General features: G+C 36.4%; 21 protein-coding genes. 18 read left to right on the forward strand and 3 right to left on the reverse strand.

The genetic code is table 11. The features are described from left to right. Positions 1-64 precede the first annotated feature (64 nt). The 3 genes from gldB (at position 65) to DFQ05_RS12015 (ending at position 2,049) form a co-directional block, all read left to right on the forward strand. A complete protein-coding gene (gene gldB / locus DFQ05_RS12005; protein ID WP_241974264.1) occupies positions 65-1,027 on the forward strand; it encodes a gliding motility lipoprotein GldB in 963 nt (320 codons plus the stop codon). Beyond that, entirely contained in the window at positions 1,027-1,368 is a 342-nt protein-coding gene (gene gldC, locus DFQ05_RS12010; protein WP_132705650.1) for a gliding motility protein GldC, read from the forward strand. The genes gldB and gldC overlap by 1 nt, the downstream gene beginning before the upstream one ends. Before the next feature lie 72 nt (positions 1,369-1,440). Further along, on the forward strand, positions 1,441-2,049 hold the full coding sequence (locus DFQ05_RS12015) for a DUF4230 domain-containing protein (protein ID WP_132705651.1): 609 nt from the start codon (positions 1,441-1,443) through the stop codon (positions 2,047-2,049). Here the strand turns inward: DFQ05_RS12015 and DFQ05_RS12020 are convergent. After that, entirely contained in the window at positions 2,041-2,349 is a 309-nt protein-coding gene (locus DFQ05_RS12020) for a rhodanese-like domain-containing protein (protein WP_132705652.1), read from the reverse strand. The two genes, DFQ05_RS12015 and DFQ05_RS12020, sit on opposite strands and share 9 nt — an antisense overlap. A gap of 1 nt (position 2,350) precedes the next feature. Beyond that, positions 2,351-4,111: an aromatic amino acid hydroxylase gene (locus DFQ05_RS12025; protein WP_132705653.1), complete on the reverse strand. Its 1,761-nt coding sequence runs from the start codon at positions 4,109-4,111 to the stop codon at positions 2,351-2,353. An 89-nt stretch (positions 4,112-4,200) separates the two neighbouring features. On the opposite strand from DFQ05_RS12025, the gene DFQ05_RS12030 reads away from it, so the two are divergent. The 14 genes from DFQ05_RS12030 to DFQ05_RS12095 all read left to right on the forward strand — a co-directional run bounded on the left by DFQ05_RS12030 (position 4,201) and on the right by DFQ05_RS12095 (position 17,161). Further along, entirely contained in the window at positions 4,201-4,770 is a 570-nt protein-coding gene (locus tag DFQ05_RS12030) for a TetR/AcrR family transcriptional regulator (RefSeq protein ID WP_132705654.1), read from the forward strand. Between the two features lie 62 nt (positions 4,771-4,832). Then, the gene (locus DFQ05_RS12035) at positions 4,833-5,903 is read left to right on the forward strand and encodes a 2Fe-2S iron-sulfur cluster-binding protein (RefSeq protein ID WP_422398653.1); all 1,071 of its coding nucleotides are present in this window, start codon (positions 4,833-4,835) and stop codon (positions 5,901-5,903) included. 67 nt (positions 5,904-5,970) lie between these two features. After that, entirely contained in the window at positions 5,971-6,927 is a 957-nt protein-coding gene (paaA, locus tag DFQ05_RS12040; protein ID WP_073084871.1) for a 1,2-phenylacetyl-CoA epoxidase subunit PaaA, read from the forward strand. Between the two features lie 11 nt (positions 6,928-6,938). Continuing rightward, positions 6,939-7,226: a 1,2-phenylacetyl-CoA epoxidase subunit PaaB gene (gene paaB / locus DFQ05_RS12045; RefSeq protein ID WP_132705655.1), complete on the forward strand. Its 288-nt coding sequence runs from the start codon at positions 6,939-6,941 to the stop codon at positions 7,224-7,226. After that, complete coding sequence (gene paaC, locus DFQ05_RS12050) at positions 7,226-7,981, forward strand: 1,2-phenylacetyl-CoA epoxidase subunit PaaC (protein ID WP_132705656.1); 756 nt, start codon at positions 7,226-7,228, stop codon at positions 7,979-7,981. The genes paaB and paaC overlap by 1 nt, the downstream gene beginning before the upstream one ends. A gap of 132 nt (positions 7,982-8,113) precedes the next feature. Continuing rightward, a complete protein-coding gene (gene paaD / locus DFQ05_RS12055) occupies positions 8,114-8,614 on the forward strand; it encodes a 1,2-phenylacetyl-CoA epoxidase subunit PaaD (protein WP_132705657.1) in 501 nt (166 codons plus the stop codon). Positions 8,615-8,679: 65 nt separating this feature from the next. Next, positions 8,680-9,459, forward strand: a complete 780-nt coding sequence (locus tag DFQ05_RS12060) for an enoyl-CoA hydratase-related protein (RefSeq protein WP_132705658.1) — start codon at positions 8,680-8,682, stop codon at positions 9,457-9,459. Next, positions 9,460-10,395, forward strand: coding sequence for a threonine ammonia-lyase (locus DFQ05_RS12065; RefSeq protein WP_132705659.1), 936 nt, complete (start codon positions 9,460-9,462; stop codon positions 10,393-10,395). It begins immediately after the preceding gene. Positions 10,396-10,404: 9 nt separating this feature from the next. Beyond that, positions 10,405-11,559, forward strand: a complete 1,155-nt coding sequence (locus DFQ05_RS12070; RefSeq protein ID WP_132705660.1) for a 3-hydroxyacyl-CoA dehydrogenase NAD-binding domain-containing protein — start codon at positions 10,405-10,407, stop codon at positions 11,557-11,559. Next, entirely contained in the window at positions 11,560-11,967 is a 408-nt protein-coding gene (locus DFQ05_RS12075; RefSeq protein WP_132705661.1) for a PaaI family thioesterase, read from the forward strand. A gap of 8 nt (positions 11,968-11,975) precedes the next feature. Beyond that, positions 11,976-13,184: a 3-oxoadipyl-CoA thiolase gene (pcaF, locus tag DFQ05_RS12080; RefSeq protein ID WP_132705719.1), complete on the forward strand. Its 1,209-nt coding sequence runs from the start codon at positions 11,976-11,978 to the stop codon at positions 13,182-13,184. Positions 13,185-13,186: 2 nt separating this feature from the next. Then, entirely contained in the window at positions 13,187-15,724 is a 2,538-nt protein-coding gene (gene paaZ, locus DFQ05_RS12085) for a phenylacetic acid degradation bifunctional protein PaaZ (RefSeq protein ID WP_132705662.1), read from the forward strand. A gap of 2 nt (positions 15,725-15,726) precedes the next feature. Beyond that, on the forward strand, positions 15,727-16,485 hold the full coding sequence (locus DFQ05_RS12090) for an enoyl-CoA hydratase/isomerase family protein (protein WP_073084890.1): 759 nt from the start codon (positions 15,727-15,729) through the stop codon (positions 16,483-16,485). Between the two features lie 79 nt (positions 16,486-16,564). Continuing rightward, positions 16,565-17,161, forward strand: a complete 597-nt coding sequence (locus DFQ05_RS12095) for an acyltransferase (protein ID WP_132705663.1) — start codon at positions 16,565-16,567, stop codon at positions 17,159-17,161. Positions 17,162-17,178: 17 nt separating this feature from the next. On the opposite strand, the gene DFQ05_RS12100 is transcribed toward DFQ05_RS12095, so the two are convergent. After that, positions 17,179-17,652 (reverse strand): Lrp/AsnC family transcriptional regulator, encoded by a 474-nt coding sequence (locus DFQ05_RS12100; protein WP_132705664.1) that lies wholly within the window; start codon positions 17,650-17,652, stop codon positions 17,179-17,181. Positions 17,653-17,853: 201 nt separating this feature from the next. On the opposite strand from DFQ05_RS12100, the gene DFQ05_RS12105 reads away from it, so the two are divergent. After that, positions 17,854-19,155, forward strand: coding sequence for a dihydrolipoamide acetyltransferase family protein (locus DFQ05_RS12105; protein ID WP_132705665.1), 1,302 nt, complete (start codon positions 17,854-17,856; stop codon positions 19,153-19,155). The last annotated feature ends 57 nt before the right edge of the window (positions 19,156-19,212 follow it).

Raw genomic sequence — 19,212 nt, forward strand, 5'->3', positions numbered from 1 at the left:
TACCGTTTATTTTAGGGTAAGAAGTGTACCTTTGTAAACAAAAATAACCGAAATATCCTTAAGAATGAAAATGAAATATATTCATTTATTATTTATGGTTGCAATCTTCTTAGTCTCTTGTGATGATGCACAAAAAGCAGAGAAAGAGATATCTAAGATTGATGTTAATTTGCAAGTCGAGCGTTTTGATGTGTTATTGGCAAATGCCAAACTTTCTAACATACCTTCAATACAAAAAGATTTTCCGTTTTTATTTCCAAAAGAAATAGATTCTAGTTGGATAGAGCGTTTTAATAGTCCTTTACAGAAGCAAATATTTGAAGAAGCTCAAGAGAAGTTCAATGATTTCAGCGGGTACGAGGAAGACATTAGGCACCTTTTTCAGCATATAAAATACTACGATAAGGCTTTTAAAATTCCACAAGTTATCACAGCAGCAGACTACGTGGATTACAGGAATAAGTTAGTGCTTGAAGCGGATTTGCTAATTATTAATCTTATTAATTATCTTGGTGATAATCACGAATTTTATCAAAATATTCCTAGATATTTTGCTGAGAACATGAAGCCTTCTCAAATAATTCCAGACGTCGCAGAATCCTACGCAAAACGTTTTGTGTACCAAAACCAGAGAAAGACGTTTTTAGATGAGATAATATATTACGGAAAGTTGCTTTACTTTAAAGATGTAATGATACCAGAGTATTCAGATGAAGATAAAATCGGATATTCTACTGAAGATTTAAAATGGGCAAAAGAGAACGAAGCTCAGATTTGGAGCTATTTTGTAGAGAAAGAACTACTTTTCAGTACGGATAATAAGTTATTAAGTCGCTTTACCGTGCCAGCACCATTTTCTAAATTTTATCTAGAATTAGATAACGAGTCTCCGCCACGGTTAGGGCAGTATATTGGTTGGCTAATTGTAAGAGCTTATGCGGAAAGAACTAATGCCGATGTAATGACCATAATGACAACAGAGAGTGACGAAATTTTTAATAAATCTAAATATAAACCAAAGCGATAATGGGTAAAACAATGAAATCTAAAATAGAGCTAAATGTAGAACTTGATGAAAACCGAGTGCCAGAAAAGCTTAGTTGGTCGGCACAAGATGGTGGCGTTAAAGAGGAAGAAGCTAAAGCGGTAATGTTATCAGTTTGGGATAGTAATGCTCAAGAAACACTGCGTATTGATTTATGGACAAAAGATATGCCTGTTGACGAGATGAAATTGTTTTTTCACCAGACTTTAGTAACTATGAGCGATACCTTTATGCGTGCAACACAAGATGAAAAAATGACCGCTACAATGAAAGACTTTTGTGACTATTTTGCAGAAAAGTTAGAGTTAAAAAAGAATAAATAGTCCGTTATATTACTCATGCAAATAAGAAAAATATTGCCGAATGTTTCTGATGCTTTTTTGTTATCTTAGTATATGAAAAAATTTCTTTTCGGCATCATTCTTGCCATAACCGTTTTACTGGTTTATAAGCAATGCACGTATCAGCCTAGAGTTGTTGTTAATAATACTTCGGACGTTATTCAAGAGCAACTAAAAAATGTGAGTAAACTCGTAGTAACAGAAGGCAATTTCTCAGAGGTATTTAATTATGAAAATTCAAAAGAAATTTTTGGAGAATTTCTCACTGCAGAGAAAAAAGCATTAGTGGTCGTTAATGCTAAAGTAAATGTCTCCTACGATTTAAAGCAGTTGAAATATAAGTTAGATGAAGCTACTAAAACACTTCAGATTCTTTCAATTCCAGATTACGAAATCTCGATAAATCCAGATTTACAGTATTACGACATTCAGGCAGATTTTTTAAATCCTTTTGAAGCAGAAGACTACAATGACATTAAAAAAACGATTAACGCCGATTTAATGAAAAAAATAGAAGGGTCGTCCTTGGTTACCAATGCACAAAATAGACTGCTCAGTGAACTTTCTAAATTTTATATTCTTGCAAATTCTTTGGGATGGAAATTAGAGTATAAGGGCGAACAACTGAACGCACAAGACGATTTCGAAAAGTTATTACTCTAATGCTTTACGCATGGCAGAAATACCACCGCCATTCATAGCTTCAATACCATTTGCTTTTAAAATTTGAACGGCCTGCGCCGAACGAATTCCACTTGCACAATGCGCAATAACAGGTTTATTTAATGTTTTAATTTCTTCAATCCTTCTCTTTAATTCAGAAACCGGAATGTGAATAGCATTATCTATATGATTGGCATCATATTCGTTTTGGGTGCGTACATCCAAAATCACAGCGTTTTGGTCTAAATAGGTTTGAATGTTGTTATTTTTTTTACCGAACAAAAAACTGAATAAGCCCATATTATTTTGAGTTGTTTTTTATAATTTCTAAACCGTCATCGATAAGATGCGCCACCTTTGGTAATTTAGATTTTTGATTTTGAAGATAGTTTAAAAGTTCTATTTTTAATTCAGATAAGTTAAACTTTTCAGCCAATTCAAATAGTTCTAAAACGAGGAGCCAGTCGTTATTATGCTCATGTTTTAATGTATTGAAAATAGCTTTTAATTCCGAAGTTTCAACTGATGTGTTATTTCGTAAATCTCTAACGTTTTGGTACAAATTTTCAAGATGAAGTTTTTGATGATTCGTTTCAGATTTCAAGGTTTTATTTTCAGAAACATGATATAAATTTTCAAAAGAGCGGTAATCTGCGCTTCCAGCATAAGCCGAAACAATAGAGGAGCCAACAGCTAAATCAAAAGTGCCGTCTTTTGGTGAAAATAACACCTCGTCATTATATTTTACGGTGCAATCTTCAAACTGTATTAATATCAATTTTCCTTGTAGATTTCTAATGCCTGTAATATTTAAACCTTCCACAGTGATACCACTTTCGTATTCAAATGCAATACGTTTGTTATCATAAAAGTTGTAGGCTTTTAAATCACGAGGTCCCATATCTTCAATGGCCAAATTAATCCCCTTTAATTTGCCTATTGGCGAACTAAATCCGTTAGGATGCGTTTCTGTACCGTGGCCAATCAATTCTTTTTCACGATTTGCCAATGCTGTTGGTCCTTCGGTTTTAAAGAACACAACGTTGTTGTCTTCATCTCTAATCATTCGTGTAAACACACCAGAAATTTGTAAACCTGTATTCAACTCAATTGTGCCAATTTTTTTAGAATCTATTAATTTATTCAATCCGCGCCAACCGCCTTTTCTGAGCGCCATAGTATTACTAAACTCGTCCAAAACTTCCATTAAATAGGCAAAATCTGGCGTTACAAAAAGCTGAGGTTGTGGCTTGGTAATATCAAATTCGGTTTCTGCAGCTTTTATAGAATACGGTAGTTTTTCAACCTTATCAGATAGGCACCATTTGCTTTCGCCAATAGAGGATAACAAACCAGCGCCGTATAATTTTGGGTTGTCTAGCGTGCCAATTAAGCCATATTCTACAGTCCACCAGTGTAAGTTGCGTATTTGTGCCATTTCAGATAATGGTACTTTTTTATTTTGAAGTTGGTTGACTTCCGTTTCTGCCTTATCAATATCTTCCTGCTTAGAGCCTTTAGCTTCTTTTAGAATAGATAATTTTCGTACGGCTTCATACATGGCATTATCATGTGAGGATAAAATGGCTTTTGCGCCTATTTCACCGAAACGCCTTAGGTATTCTGCATAGTCTGGATTGGCTATAATCGGAGCATGTCCTGCAGCTTCGTGTATGATGTCTGGTGCAGGTGTGTACTCTATATTTTCGAGCTGTCTTATATCACTAGCAATCACCAAAACTTTGTATGCTTGAAATTCCATAAAAGCATTCGGTGGTATAAACCCATCAACAGCCACAGCTGCCCATCCAATCTCTTTAAGAATACGATTCATGCCATACATACTCGGAATTTCATCAATAGAAATGCCAGTCATTTCAATACCTTTTAAGTAACTGTGATGCGCTACTTTGCTTAGGTAGTTAATGTTTTTGCGCATCACAAAACGCCAAACAGCTTGGTTTATAGGTGTGTAATCCTCGTAATTTTGAGGTTTGATAAATTGCTTTAAATGTGGTGGTAATCTATCGATTAGTGGATTAGATTCAATATGGCTCGTCATGCTTATATTTGTGTTGGGTAAAATTATTAATTATTAACTGTGATTAATAACGATACTTTATTAAATAACATTTTTTTAGTTTTTAGTTAATGCTTAAAGAAACTCGAAAACAAGAAATCGTCCGTGTAGCTGCTAAACTTTTTAAAAAGAAGGGGTTTAGTGCCGTGACTATGCGGGATTTAGCCAAAGAAATGGGTATAAAGGCAGCGAGTTTGTATAATCATATAGACTCAAAACAGGCTATTTTACAAGAGATTGTTATTGCCATTGCCGAAGATTTTACAACTGGTATGCAAAGCATTATTGCCTCAGATTGCAGTAGCTTAGAAAAATTAGAACAGATTATACAACTCCATGTAAAGATTGCGATTGAAAATACGGATGGCCTATCTGCTTTAAATTCTGACTGGATGCATTTAGAGAGTAAACTAGAGTATTACTTAAAGCTTCGACAAGATTACGAAAGTAATTTTCGACACATTATTGAGACAGGCATAGCTTCAAAGGAAATAAGGACTGTAAATCCCGATGTGCTTATGTTTTCAATGCTATCCACGTTGCGTACATTGTATTTATGGATTCCAAAAAAAGGCAATGTAAATCCTAAAGAATTATCTGCATCTTTAGCTCAAATTCTCATTAAAGGAATTAACATCTAGTTAAGAATTTAATTTATTATCTTTGTTTTATAAACTAACAATTGTTAGTTAGAGTTGGTATTATGGATTTTTACATCATAAGAATTAAAGATATTTACAAGGAAACGGATGATACATCGGTCATAACTTTTGATATTCCAGACACGTTGTATAGCACGTTCGCTTTTAAACAAGGGCAGCATTTAACTCTAAAAGCTGATATAAATGGAGAGGATGTACGTCGTTCGTACTCTCTTTGTTCTTGTCCGTCAGATAATATTTGGCAAGTCGCTGTAAAACAAATTCCAGGCGGTAAGTTTTCGACTTTTGTTAATGAGAAATTAAAATCTGGAGATACTCTAGAGCTAATGCCTCCAAGTGGTGTCTTTGGTGTAGATATTCAGCCTAAAAAGGCAAAGAATTACCTTTTTTTTGCCGCTGGTAGTGGTATAACGCCTGTACTTTCTATGTTGAAAGCCCATTTACGTGCAGAGCCCAACTCTACTTGCAAACTGTTCTATGTGAATAAGACCGCAAAATCTATTATCTTTAAAGAGGAGTTGGAGCAATTACGGAACACTTATTTTGGTAGGCTAGAGATTTATTATTTTCTTACCAAGGAGCGCAGAGATATCGAATTGTTTAATGGACGTTTTGATGAAGAAAAAATGCAAATTCTTACCAAAACTTTTATTGATGTCCCTGATACGGATGATGTGTTTTTATGTGGTCCCGAAAGCATGATTAATTTTGTTAGTGACTATCTCATTAACTCAGGTTTATCAAAAGATTTGATACATTTTGAATTGTTCGTTAAGGGACTTTCCGAAGAAGATATTAAACGCGCCGAGCGACTTTCAAAACAAAATGTAGAAGGTACCGAAGTGGTAATTGTAGACGGTGGAAAAGAATTTTTATTCACCATGACTAAAGAGTTTGATAATATTCTGGATGCGGCATTAAATGCTGGTGCCGATTTGCCATTTGCTTGTAAAGGTGGTGTTTGTAGTACCTGTAAATGCGAAGTGAAAGAGGGCGCTGTTGAAATGAAAATCAACTATGCCTTAGATGAAAAAGAAGTCAGTCAAAATCTGGTGCTTAGCTGTCAAGCGGTACCAACAACCGATAAAGTAGTTGTAGATTTTGATGTCTAGAAAATAAAATTGAAAAAGAAAAATTAACTCGCTTGTGGCCTAAAGCCAACAGCTAAAAGCTAAAACTATGAGTGAAGAACAAATTAGAAGTTTAGAGCGTCAATTTGATGAAAAGATTGCTCGTGACGAAAAAATTGAACCAAAAGATTGGATGCCAGAAAAGTATCGTCAGACGCATATTAGGCAAATGTCTCAGCACGCGCATTCTGAAATTGTAGGAATGCTGCCAGAAGGTAACTGGATAACAAGAGCACCATCTTTAAGACGAAAAGTAGCATTGTTAGCTAAGGTTCAAGACGAAGCTGGTCATGGATTGTACTTGTATTCAGCAACAGAAACTTTAGGAATTTCTCGTGAAGAAATGTATGAGCAGTTGCACACCGGTAAGGCAAAGTATTCAAGTATATTTAATTATCCAACATTAACTTGGGCAGATATGGGTGCTATAGGTTGGTTGGTTGATGGCGCAGCCATCATCAATCAAGTGCCATTATGTAATACGTCTTACGGACCATATGCAAGAGCTATGATTCGCGTGTGTAAAGAAGAAAGTTTTCACCAAAGACAAGGTTTCGAAATCATGCTAAAATTAGCGAACGGTACACCAGAACAAAAAGAAATGGCGCAGGATGCTTTAAATCGCTGGTGGTGGCCAAGTTTAATGATGCTTGGACCTACAGATGATAAATCTGTACATACGGAGCAGTCTATGAAGTGGAAATTGAAGCGCAAAACTAATGATGAGTTGCGCCAACAATTTATAGACCAGACTGTGCCGCAAGCAGATATTTTAGGTTTAACAATTCCGGACCCAGATTTAAAATGGAACGAGGAGCGTCAAAGTTATGATTTTGGTGAAATTAATTGGGATGAATTTTGGCAAGTAGTCAAAGGTCACGGTCCAATGAACAAAGAACGAATGAAAGCTAGAGTAGGTGCCTGGGAACGTGGTGAATGGGTTAGAGATGCCGCTATGGCTCATGCAGAGAAAAAACAAGCAAGGAAAGAGAAACAAGCGGTTTAAAACTAAATATTATGTCAACTAAAAATTGGCCCCTTTGGGAAATCTTCGTTAGAAGTAAAAATGGATTAGAACACAGGCATTGTGGTAGTTTACACGCTGCAGACTCTGAAATGGCGCTAGAAAACGCACGTGATGTATATACTAGACGTAATGAAGGTGTGAGTATCTGGGTTGTAGAATCCAAACACATCACTGCCTCAAATCCAGAGAACAACGGAGAGTTATTTGAACCTGCTCAGGATAAGGTATATCGTCATCCAACATTTTATGATTTACCAGATGAAGTAAAACACATGTGATGAAAAACGAAAACTTATACAATTACATATTAGGTATTGCAGACAACAGCTTAATTCTTGGACAAAGAATGGGCGAGTTATGTGGGCATGGACCAAGTTTAGAGACAGACATCGCTTGTACTAATATCTCATTAGATTTATTTGGGCAGGTACGTAGTTATTTTCAGTATGCAGGCAAAATAGCAGGTGATGGAAGAACAGAAGATGATATCGCAATGCTTCGTAAGGAACGCGAATACAAGAATGTATTATTGGTAGAGCACCCAAATACAGACTTTGCATATACAGTTGGACGTCAATTTTTATTTGATGTGTATCATTTAGCATTTTTAAAAGAACTTCAAAAAAGTACAGACTTAACCTTGTCAGCAATTGCAAATAAATGTGTGAAAGAGGTAAGTTACCACGAACGTTTTTCTTCAGACTGGGTTAAACGTTTAGGAGATGGTACTTCGGAAAGTAAAGAAAAAATGCAAAATGCAATTGACGACCTATGGACATACACTGACGAATTATTCCATCAAACTGAAGCAGATAAAGCAATGGTAGCAGAAGGAATTGGTGTAGACGTAACTAAGCTTAAAGAAGCATATTATAAAAATGTAAGTGAGCTTTTAGAAGAGGCAACTTTAAAAGTTCCTGATTTAAAGTACTTTCAAAAAGGAGGTAAACAAGGAATTCATACAGAGCATATGGGCTATTTACTTGCTGATTTACAATACATGCAACGTGCTTATCCAAATATGGAATGGTAATAAATCTTTGATTTGTCATTCTGAACTGTCACACTGAGTGCAGTCGAAGTGTTGTTTCGGAATTTCATTTCAAAATTAAATGATAAAATGAATCAAAATGTCACTCTGAGCTTGTCGAAGAGTCTCAATAATATGACAACAACAGAACAAAATATCGATACTATTCTTTTACCAATCTTGGAAAAAGTGTCAGACCCAGAAATTCCGGTTCTTTCCATAATGGATATGGGTGTTGTGCGTTCTGCTGTTATCATTGATAATGTCGTTAAAGTTGAAATCACCCCAACCTATAGCGGCTGCCCAGCAATGGACGTGATTGGAGATGATATCAAAAAAGCATTGAAAGAAGCTGGCTATAATGCAGAAGTTGATTTGATTTTACACCCAGCTTGGACAACCGATTGGATTACACCAAGAGGACGCAAAGCCTTAGAAAATTACGGAATCGCCGCACCTTTAGATGCTGAAGCTGATAAAGATGTACTATTGAATGGAAAGCGTATTGTAAAATGTCCGCAGTGTAAGTCCACTAATACGAAACTAGTAAGTCAATTTGGTTCAACAGCGTGTAAAGCACAATTTCAATGTGATGATTGCCAAGAGCCTTTTGATTATTTTAAATGTTTGAAGTAACTTATTCTAAATCCTTAGATTGTCCTCTTGAGGGTACTTTAAGGGTGTTTTAAAGAAAAACAAATATGAGCTCAATCCTTCTTAAGGTTGAAAATAAAATAGCAACCATAACATTAAATCGACCAGAAGTGTTTAATAGCTTTAATCGTGAAATGGCTCTAAGTCTTCAAGGAATTCTCGACGATTGCGAAACTAACGAAGACGTTAGAGCTATTGTTTTAACAGGGAATGGAAAGGCATTCTGTGCTGGTCAAGATTTAAAAGAAGTTACAAATCCAAAACTTAATCCTGGTTTCAAAAAAATACTTGAAGAACATTATAACCCAATAATTTCTCGAATCCGTAATATTGAAAAACCAATAATCGCAGCAGTTAATGGTGTTGCTGCAGGAGCAGGAGCAAATATTGCACTGGCTTGTGATGTAGTCATTGCAGATGAAAAAGCCAGTTTTATACAAGCATTTAGCTTAATTGGACTAATCCCTGACAGTGCAGGAACCTTCTTTTTACCAAGATTAATTGGCTTTCAAAAGGCTTCGGCTTTGGCTATGCTAGGCGATAAAGTATCAGCAGAAGAAGCCGAACGTATAGGTATGATTTATAAATATGTACCTTCGGAAGAATTCTCAAATACTATAGATAGTATTGCTGCTAAAATGGCAAATTTACCAACTGTCGCTCTCGGACTTATAAAAAAGACATTCAATAAATCACTTACCAATAATCTCACGGAGCAGCTGGCTTTAGAATCTAAAAATCAAATTGAAGCAGCAGGAAGTGAAGATTATGCAGAAGGCGTATCTGCATTTATAGAAAAACGCAAGCCTAATTTTAAAGGGAATTAATTGAACAAAGAAACCCTCATAGAAGTTCACAATAGAATAAAGCCATTTATTCACAAAACACCTGTTTTAAGTTCTAGCTTGATTAATGAAATGGTTGGAGCCGATATTGTGTTTAAATGTGAAAACTTTCAAAAAATGGGAGCCTTTAAAATGCGTGGTGCAGCCAATGCGATTTTGTCTCTATCTAAAGAAGAAAGACAACGAGGCGTAGTTACACATTCTTCAGGAAATTTTGCTCAAGCGGTTTCTTTAGCAGCTCAAAAATTAAATGTTAAGGCTTATATTGTAATGCCAGAAAACGCACCACAAGTTAAAAAAGATGGTGTAAAAACATATCAAGGTGAAATTATAGAATGCGAATCTACACCTCAAGCGAGAGAAACTACAGCAAATAGGATTAAAGAAGAAAAAGGAGCTTCCTTTTTACACCCATCTAACCAAGATGAGGTGATTTATGGCAATAGCACAGCTGCGATGGAACTATTAGATGAGTATCCAAATTTGGACATGATTCTCACACCAGTTGGTGGTGGCGGACTCATCGCAGGTACTGCATTAGCGGCGCATTATTTTTCTGATAATTGTAAAGTGATTGGAGGCGAACCAATGGAAGCAGATGATGCGTATCGTTCTTTATTTTCTGGTAAAATAGAAACCAATAATAGTTTCCATACGGTTGCCGATGGTTTGCGTACGCATTTAGGAGACCGTAATTTTCCGATTATTCAAAAATACGTAGACAAGATTATTCGAGTAGAAGAAGATGAAATCATTAATGCAATGCAGCTCATTTGGGAACGAATGAAGATTATAATTGAACCATCATGCGCCGTTCCATTTGCGGCGCTTCTAAAAAACAAGCAAGAATTCAAAAACAAAAAAATAGGCATTATCTTGTCTGGCGGAAATGTAGATGTCAAAAATCTACCATTTTAATAAAAAACTATGAACGTAGGAATTATAGGTTCTGGAACCATGGGAAGTGGTATTGCGCAAGTTGCTGCTACTGCTGGTTGTCAAGTGAAATTATACGATACCAATCAAGCTGCTTTAGATAAAGCGAAAGTAGCATTAGAAAAAATATTAAATCGTTTGATTGAAAAAGGTCGAATTGATGCAGGCGAAAAGGCTAGGATTCAATCTAATATTAGTTATGTAGATACTCTGAAAGATTTATCAGATTCAAACTTAACAATTGAAGCGATTATCGAAAATCTCGACATAAAAAAGAAAGTCTTTTCAGAGTTGGAAAGCTATGTTGCTGACGATTGTATTATAGCATCAAATACTTCTAGTTTATCTATAGCATCAATTGCTGCATCATTACTAAAACCAGAGCGTTGCATTGGTATTCATTTTTTTAACCCGGCACCCTTAATGAAACTGGTTGAGGTAATTCCAGCAATTCAAACATCGAAAGAGGTTCTTGATAAATCTGTACAAATCATTTCCGATTGGAAAAAAACCGTTGCTGTTGCTAAAGATACACCTGGTTTTATCGTTAACAGAGTAGCAAGACCATTTTATGGAGAGGCTTTACGAATCTATGAAGAGGGAATTGCGGATTTTACAACCATCGATTGGAGTTTAAAAACTATTGGTGGATTTAGAATGGGACCTTTTGAGTTAATGGATTTTATTGGTAACGATGTCAATTACACAGTTACTGAAACTGTTTTTACAGCATTTTATTTCGATTCAAGATACAAGCCTGCGTTTACACAAAAGCGTTTCGCAGAAGCAGGTTATCTAGGACGAAAATCTGGGAAGGGTTATTATGATTATTCAGAAAACGCAACGAAACCCAGCCCAATAGAAGATGAAGTACTAGCAGAAAAAATTTTCAACCGTGTTTTAGTCATGCTTATCAACGAAGCTGCAGATGCACTATTTTTAAATATTGCCTCAGCTCAAGATATTGATAATGCTATGACCAAGGGCGTGAATTACCCTAAAGGCTTATTAGCTTGGGCAGACGAAAAAGGAATCGATTGGTGCGTTTCAGAATTAGACGCATTATATAACGAATATCATGAAGATAGATACCGTTGCAGTCCGTTATTGCGTAAAATGAATAGAGAACATAAAACATTCTTTTAATTGAAAGGCGAAGAAATTCCATATAAAATGCTATCACAAGATGCCTTTAGTCAATGGTTGGGTATTGAGATTTTAGAATGTGAAATTGGGCGTTGTAAACTTGGAATGACCATTAGAAAGGATATGCTTAACAGTATGAATAAAGCTCATGGAGGAATAAGCTATGCGTTAGCAGATACAGCGTTTGGTTTTGCCGCAAATACACATGGTAAATATGCAGTTTCCATTGAAACTAGTATTAACCATATCGAAGCATTAAATGAAGGTGATGAGTTGGTGGCGGAATCTGTAATTGAAAAAGTAAATAATAAACTCGGCTTCAATATCATTGAAGTCAAGAGAGGTAAAGAATTAGTGGCACTTTTTAAAGGTGTGGTGTATAGAACTCAAAAAAATTGGGAAGAATAAAACAAGAAATGAAAGAAGCATATATCATAGACGGCATAAGAACTCCAATAGGTAATTATAAAGGCACCTTATCTGCAGTTCGCACAGACGATTTGGGAGCATTGGTGATTGCAGAAGTTGTGAAGCGAAATCCAAACATCCCAAAAGATGCCTATGACGATGTGATTATGGGTTGCGCCAATCAAGCCGGTGAAGATAATCGTAACGTAGCACGTATGTCATCATTATTGGCAGGATTGCCATTTACGGTGCCAGGAGAAACTGTAAACCGTCTATGTAGTTCAGGATTATCAGCAATCATTCATGCCAATCGCGCTATAAAAGCAGGAGATGGTGATATTTTTATTTCAGGTGGTGTTGAGAATATGACACGTGGACCATATGTCATGGCAAAACCAAGTTCAGCATATGGAGGAGATTCTAAACTATATGATTCTACTTTTGGATGGCGTTTTATCAATCCGAAAATGCATGAGATGTATGGAACCGATGGTATGGGAAATACTGCTGAAAACTTAGTGGAGAAGTATAATATTTCAAGAGAAGACCAAGACAAGTTTGCCTATTGGAGCCAGATGAAAGCATCCAAAGCACAAGAAAATGGACGTTTAGCAAAGGAGATTGTAACGGTAGAAATTCAGCAACGTAAAAAAGACCCAATTCAGTTTTCGAAAGACGAATTTGTAAAACCAAATACCTCACTTGAAGTATTAGGAAAACTTCGTCCAGCATTCAAAAAAGAAGGCGGAAGCGTAACGGCAGGAAATTCCTCAGGATTAAACGATGGAGCTGCGGCAACCATTATCGCTTCAGAAGATGCCGTAAAAAAATATAACCTGAAACCATTAGCGAGAATTGTAAGTTCTGCTGTAGTTGGAGCAGAACCAAGAATCATGGGGATTGGTCCAGTACAAGCATCTAATAAAGCATTAGAAAAAGCAGGATTGACCATGGATGACATGGATGTCATTGAACTTAACGAAGCGTTCGCAGCACAAGTCTTAGCATGCACTCGTGCTTGGGGATTGGCAGATGATGACCCAAGATTAAATCCAAATGGAGGTTCTATAGCAATTGGTCATCCCTTAGGAGTAACAGGAGCACGTATTGCTTATTCAGCAGCTTTAGAATTACAGGAGCAAAATAAAAGATATGCATTAGTAACGATGTGCATTGGAGTTGGACAAGGTTATGCAGCAATTATAGAACGCGTTTAATTATGGAAAAAATACAACACTACGTTCAAGGACAATGGACAATAGGTAAAGAAGAAGGTACTCCAATCTTAGATGCAGTTACTGGTGAAGCATTTACAAGTGTGGCAATTGAAGGTTTAGATATTCCAGAAATTCTTAACTACGGAAGAACAAAAGGAGGCGAAGTTCTTCGTAAAATGACCTTTCAAGAAAGAGGAAACATGCTCAAGAAATTAGCATTATATCTCACCAAACGAAAAGATACGTTTTACGAATTGAGCTACCGAACTGGTGCGACAAAAGTTGATAGTTGGATAGATATTGAAGGTGGCTTTGGAAACTTATTCGCCAATGCTTCGTTAAGAAAATTATTTCCTAATCAACCTTACCATGTAGAAGGAGATGCTATCGATTTATCTCGTGGTGGACGTTTTATTGCGCATCACATCATGGTACCAAAAAGAGGTGTTGCAGTTCATATCAATGCCTTTAACTTCCCGGTATGGGGAATGTTAGAAAAGTGTGCCGTCAACTGGATGGCAGGAGTTCCTGCTGTAGTTCTACCAGCACCTTCATCGTCATATTTAGCGGAAGCGGTAGCTAGAACAATTATTGATTCTGGTATTTTACCTGAAGGTGCACTACAGATAATCAATGGAACAGTTAAGACTATTTTGGATACCGTAGAATCTCAAGATGTAGTGACCTTTACAGGTTCGGCGCAAACAGGCCGATTGCTAAAGGCACATCCACGATTGATTCAAGAATCTGTGCCATTCACCATGGAAGCGGATTCATTAAACGCTTCTATTTTAGGGGAAGATGCAGTACCAGGAACGCCAGAATTTGATTTATTTATCAAAGAAGTCCGAAAAGAAATGACAGTGAAGGCTGGTCAAAAATGTACAGCAATCCGAAGAATTATTGTTCCAGAAAATTTAGTTGAAGATGTTCAAATTGCGTTAGGAAAAGCACTAGACAAGGTCACTATTGGCGACCCAAGACTCAAAGAAGTCCGAATGGGCTCACTTGTTAGTAAACAGCAAGTTCAGGCTGTCAAAGATTCAGTAAATGATTTAGCTAAAGAAGCTCAAATTGTTTATGGCGATTTAGATAAAATTAAAACTCTTGGAGCAGATGCTAAAAAAGGCGCTTTTATAAGTCCAATCTTATTACGAGCAGACCATCCATTTCAAAATACTATCATCCACGAACGTGAAGCCTTTGGACCAGTAAGTACCATAATGCCTTATAAAAATTTAGATGAAGCGATTACCCTAGCGCAAATGGGTAAAGGCTCATTAGTATCTTCAATTGCGACTAACGACGATAAAATAGCTAAAGATTACGTGGTAAATGCAGCATCCCATCACGGACGTATTTTAGTATTGAACAGAGAAAGCGCTAAAGAAAGTACAGGTCATGGTTCACCATTACCATATTTGGTACATGGAGGTCCAGGACGTGCTGGTGGTGGCGAAGAAATGGGTGGTATGCGTGGTATTAAACATTATTTGCAACGTACAGCTATTCAAGGTTCGCCAACAACAATTACGGAGATTACGGGTATTTATCAGCAAAATGCAAAATATACCGAAGCCGAACAGCATCCATTCAAATACCACTGGGAAGACATTCATCCAGGTATGTCACTTAAAACCCATAACCGTACAATTACGGATACGGATATCATGAATTTCGCCAATCTAACGTGGGACCATTTCTACGCACATACCGACATTACGTCTTTAGATGGAAGTATTTTCGAGAAAAGAACTGCTCACGGTTATTTCATTATATCTGCAGCGGCGGGCTTATTTGTATATCCAAACAAAGGGCCAGTTGCGGCTAATTACGGTTTAGATAGTATCCGTTTTTTACGACCATTATATCATAACGACACCATTAATGTACGCTTAACGTGTAAAGAAAAAGTAGATAGAGATGTAGCTACAGACGAACATCCGAGTGGTATCGTAAAATGGCACGTTGAGGTGTTTGATGCTAATTTTGAAAATCGACCAAAAAGTCAAAAAACAGATAAGGATAGTCCGCTAGTTGCAGTAGCAACCATATTAACTATGGTTGAGAAAAAGCAAGAAACTTTCGTGGAGATGACAGATGAAAAGATAGATGAATGTTTATCAAAACTTTCTGAGGATACAAAGCCAAAATGGGGAATCATGACACCGCAACACATGATTGAGCATTTGGAATACACCTATAAAATTGCGGCTGGCGAAATTCAAGATTTTGAAATTTCAACACCAGAAAAGATTTTAGAAAAGGTGAAAAACAGTCTTTGGAATTATGATAAATTCCCAAAAAACAGTCAATTTCCATTACTGGAAAACAACACGCTTGATGATTTAAAACATGAAAATTTAGCAACGGCAATCGGAAAGTTTAAGTCACAACGTGAGAAATATTTAGAATACTTCAAAGAAAATCCAGATGCCACGTTACGTAACATGGTATTTGGAGAATTAAATAGATACGAGTGGTATTTATTAGAGCGTAAGCATTTAAATCATCATTTTGAACAATTTGGATTAATATAATTATGGCAGAGCAACAACCATACGTAAAACAAACCATAGAAAACGAAGTAGGATATATCGAATTTTTTCATCCTGCGCACAACTCACTTCCTGGAGATGTTTTAACTGAATTAGCAAATACAATTACAGAAGCTGGGAAAAACGATGCCATTAAAGTAATCGTTCTTAAAAGCGGAGGTGACCGTACCTTTTGTGCTGGAGCAAGCTTTAATGAGTTGATTAACATTAATGATGCGGCGACAGGAAAAGTATTCTTTTCAGGTTTTGCCAATGTCATCAATGCCATGCGTAAATGTCCCAAATTTATTATTGGACGTATTCAAGGTAAAACCGTTGGCGGAGGTGTGGGTCTTGCGGCCTCAACGGATTACTGTATGGCTACTAAATTTGCCGCTATAAAGTTGAGTGAACTCAATATTGGTATTGGACCTTTTGTCGTTGGCCCAGCTATTGAGCGTAAGATAGGATTAAGCGCAATGTCACAAATTGCAATTGATGCCAATTCATTTTATCCCGCAGAATGGGCAAAGCAGAAAGGTTTATTTACACATGTTTTTGAAAGTACAGAAGCACTAGATGAAGCGGTTAAGAAAACAGCTGAACATTTATGCACTTATAACACGGAGGCCATGCTAGAAATGAAAAAAGTATTCTGGAAGGGCACAGATGATTGGGATGAACTATTGGCAGAACGTGCAGCAACTAGTGGTCGATTAGTCTTATCGGATTTTACAAAAGAGAAATTAAAAGAATTTAAATGATTTACGAATCACGGTTTTAGATTGGCGATTTTGCAATGTTGAGCAATTCTTAAATAGTAATTCAAACATCAAAAATTATATGATTTATAGTTTTAAAGGCTTCATACCAGTCGTTCATGAATCCAGTTTTGTACATCCTTTGGCTGCAGTTACAGGAAACGTTATCATTGGTAAAAACTGTTATATAGGCCCAGGAGCTGCTATTCGTGGTGATTGGGGGCAAATTATTTTAGAAGATGGTGTCAATGTACAAGAAAACTGTACCGTGCATATGTTTCCTGGTAAGTCAATTACCCTAAAAGAAAGTGCTCATGTTGGCCATGGTGCCATTATACATGGTGCGAATTTGGGGAGGAATTGTTTAATTGGTATGAATGCTGTGATTATGGATGATGCCAAAATAGGCGATGAATCTATTGTTGGAGCCATGGCATTTGTAAAGGCCGAAACTATAATTCCTAAACGAAGTTTGGTCGTCGGAAATCCTGCAAAAGTAATTAAGCAAGTTTCTGATGAAATGATAGCTTGGAAAACAAAAGGAACGGAACTTTATCAGCAATTACCAACGGATTGTCATGAGTCTTTAAAAGAAGTTGAGCCACTTCGAGAAGTGCCTAAAGATTTACCGACTCAGGAAGAAGCCTACAAAACATTACGCGAAACTTTCAAAAAATAAATCAGCCTTAACAAATTTTAGACTCTACTCAAATCAATCTCATTGGTTTCTTTCCCTGTAGATAGAGTAATTAAACTCTGAACATTTCCTAAATAGGGAAGAAGTGTCAGTTTTGAAATGATAAAGGTTTCGTAGGCTTCAATGTCTTCAACTACTAATTTTAGCAAATAATCAAAGTTTCCGCTAACGCGATGACACTCTACAATTTCAGGAAAGTTATTAATCTCTTTTACAAATTTTTCGAGATAGCTTCTTGTATGTCCTTGGAGCGTAATTCCGATGAAAACAGTAAGCTTTAGCCCTATTTTTTTATTGTCTAAAACGGCGACATATTTTTTAATGTAGCCTTCTTTTTCAAGTTTTTTAATGCGTTCAAAAATAGGAGATGTGGTCATTCCAAGTTCGTCTGCAATGCTTTTTGTAGTGCGGTTACTATTGTTTTGAAGCATTGCTAATATTTGTGTGTCGATATGGTCTAAAGTGTGCGCCATCAGAAAAAAAATAGAATATTTTATTGTTTTTACTATTGTAAAAGTATTAAATTCTTATTTAATATCTATTTTAAGAATATAATTCTGTTTAATTATAATTAAAAAGTTTTTAACATCTTAAAAGGGTGTTTGTATTTATATTTAATACTTTAAAAATATAAATGTTTTCTATTGGAAAAGTTTGATTTAAAAATGCCCAAAATGGGTGAAAGCATCACTGAAGGAACTATAATCAACTGGTTAATTTCTGAAGGTGATTCTTTTGAAGAAGGCGATATTATCTTAGAGGTTGCAACCGATAAAGTTGATAACGAAGTCCCAGCTCCAGCTTCAGGAACATTAGTAAAAACGTTGTTTAAGGCAAAGGATGTTGTTCCAGTTGGCGAGGTTATAGCAATTTTAGAAGTTTCTGAAGAGAAGAAATTGAATTCGAACTCAAACCTTAAATCGAAAGAAAATTTCACACTGAGCGCAGTCGAAGTACCACAAAAAGAAAAATTAAGGAATAAAAATAAAAACCAATCTGCTCCACAATATTCAGTACCGAGTGTTTCTTCCCCTTTGGGGAAGACAGATAGGGCTTCCTTTTTTTCATCACTAATCATTTCCATAGCCAAAGAACATCATATCAGTTTTGAAGAACTAGCGCGAATTCCTGCTACAGGAAATGAGGGACGATTACGCAAAAGTGATTTGTTTCAATATATCGAAGATGGAAGACCGTACAAATTTGCGCAACCTGTTCAACAAGACCCAACGGCGTATAGAATTCCACAGTTATCTTTCGACAAAGGCAAAGGTAAAATCATTGAGATGGACCGCATGCGTCAGATGATTGCTGACCACATGGTATATTCCAAGCATACGTCACCACACGTAACGGCTTATGTTGAGGCGGACATGACCAATATGGTGAATTGGCGTAATGCTAATAAAAAAGCCTTTCAAGAAAAGTACGGTGAGCGTTTAACCTTTACACCATTATTTGTCGAAGCAGTTGCAAAAGCAATAAAAGACTTTCCAAATATTAATGCCTCCGTTGATGGTAACAATATCATTGTAAAAGAGGATATAAATATTGGTATGGCAACAGCATTACCTAGTGGAAATCTTATCGTTCCTGTGGTGAAAAATGCGGATACAAAAGATTTAAAGGTTTTAGCTTCTAACGTTAATGAATTGGCTGCAAAGGCAAGAGATAATAAACTTGGTGGAGATGATATTAAGGGAAGTACGTTTACAATTTCCAACGTAGGAACTTTTGGCAGTGTCATGGGCACACCTATTATTAATCAGCCAGAAGTAGCCATACTCGCGCTCGGCATCATAAAAAAACGTCCTGAAGTCATTGAGTCGGAAAGTGGTGATGAAATCGCGATTAGAAGCATGATGTATCTTTCACTATCGTTCGACCATCGCGTCGTTGACGGTTTTTTAGGCGGAAGCTTTGTGCGTCGTGTGGCAGATTATTTCGAGCAGTTTGATACGAATAGAAAAATATAAAAATTTGTCATTCTGAACGGTCACACTGAGCGCAGTCGAAGTGTTGTTTCAGAATCT

The organism is Winogradskyella wandonensis (genome assembly GCF_004346845.1).
In the GTDB taxonomy this organism is placed as follows: domain Bacteria; phylum Bacteroidota; class Bacteroidia; order Flavobacteriales; family Flavobacteriaceae; genus Winogradskyella; species Winogradskyella wandonensis.